Annotated in this window: 2 protein-coding genes; one reads left to right on the plus strand and one right to left on the minus strand. The window is 70.0% G+C overall.

Annotated features, from left to right (window positions below):
- Nucleotides 1–1,495 (plus strand): alpha,alpha-trehalase TreA (gene treA / locus FFS27_RS32435; protein WP_137952538.1); only part of this gene is annotated, 1,495 nt, incomplete at its 5' end.
- 3 nt (nt 1,496–1,498) lie between these two features.
- On the opposite strand, the gene FFS27_RS32440 is transcribed toward treA, so the two are convergent.
- On the minus strand, nt 1,499–1,729 hold a 231-nt coding region (locus tag FFS27_RS32440), incomplete at its 5' end, for a LysR substrate-binding domain-containing protein (RefSeq protein ID WP_256659894.1).

Genomic DNA, 1,729 nt, shown 5'->3' on the forward strand with positions numbered 1-1,729 from the left:
AGCCTATCCCGAGCTGTTCCAGGCGGTGCAGGAAAGCCGGCTGTTCAGCGACCAGAAGCACTTCGTCGATGCGCTCCCGCTGCGCGAGCCTGCACGGATCCGCGCCGACTACCTGCGCGAGAGGGAGCGGCCCGGCTTCGACCTGCGCGCCTTCGTCGGCCGCAACTTCGAGGAGTCCGGCAGCGTCGAGACCGCCCCGCCGGCAGCGGGTGCCGATCTCGCCCGCCACATCAGCGACCTGTGGCCGGCGTTGACCCGCCACTACGAGCAGGTGCCGGCCCACAGCAGCCTGCTGCCGCTGCCGCTGCCGAAACCCTACGTGGTCCCCGGCGGACGCTTCCGCGAGGTGTACTACTGGGACTCCTACTTCACCATGCTCGGCCTTGCGGAGAGCGGGCAGCACCAGCGGGTGCGCGACATGCTCGACAACTTCGCCTACCTGATCGATACCTACGGGCACATTCCCAACGGTAACCGCAGCTACTACCTGAGCCGTTCGCAGCCGCCGTTCTTCGCCTACATGGTGGACCTCCAGGCAAGACGCGAAGGCGACGCCGCCTACCGGCGCTATCTGCCGCAGCTACAGAAGGAATACGCCTACTGGATGGAAGGCTCCGCCGGGCTGCGCCCCAACGAGGCGCGCCTGCACGTGGTGAAACTGGCCGACGGAAGCCTGCTGAACCGCTACTGGGACAACCGTGACACACCGCGCCAGGAGTCCTTCCTGGAGGACCGGGCGACCGCCGCGCGCGCCCCGCAGCGCCCCGCGGGCGAGGTCTATCGCGACCTGCGGGCCGGCGCGGAAAGCGGCTGGGACTTCTCCTCCCGCTGGCTGGACGACGGCCGCGAACTGGCCAGCATCCGCACCACCGCCATCGTCCCGGTGGACCTCAACGCCCTGCTCTACCATCTCGAACGAACCATCGCCAAGGCCTGCGCCAGCAGCGCGCTGAAGGCCTGCGAGCAAGGCTACGGAGCCCGCGCGGAGAAGCGACGACAGGCCATCGAAGACCACCTCTGGCACCCGGCGGGCTACTACGCCGACTACGACTGGCAACGCCGGCGGCCCATCGAGCGGATCAACGCCGCCAGCCTCTTCCCGCTATTCACCGGGCTGGCCTCCGCCGAACGCGCCGGTCGTACCGCCGACAGCGTCGCCGCCCAACTGCTGCGCCCGGGCGGACTGGCCACCACCACCCGTGCCAGCGGCCAGCAATGGGACGAGCCGAACGGCTGGGCACCCTTGCACTGGGTCGCCGTACAGGGCCTGCGCGCCTACGGCCGGGACGCCCTGGCGGAAGACATCGGCCGGCGATTCCTCGCCCAGGTGCAGCAGGTCTACGACCGCGAAGGAAAACTGGTGGAGAAATACGACATCAGCGGCAACCAGGGCGGCGGCGGCGGTGGCGAGTACCCGCTGCAGGACGGCTTCGGCTGGTCCAACGGCGTGACCCTGCAACTGCTCCGACTCTACGGCCCGGGCGCCGGTCGCTGAGCCTCAGCCCGGCGCCGGGTACTGGCGCTGCGCGGCGTCGGCGAAGCCTGCGGCGAGAAAGTCGATCAGCGCGCGGACCGAAGGCAACAGCCCGCGCCGCGAAGGGAACATTGCCACCACCATGCCTTCCACCGGCGTCCACTCCGGCAGCACCCGCACCAGCCGGCGCTCGGCCAGGTCGCGACTGACCACGCAGAGCGGCAGGCCGCCGATCCCGACGCCCTCCAGCACCGC

This window comes from Pseudomonas sp. 2VD, assembly GCF_005503585.1.
GTDB lineage: Bacteria > Pseudomonadota > Gammaproteobacteria > Pseudomonadales > Pseudomonadaceae > Pseudomonas > Pseudomonas aeruginosa.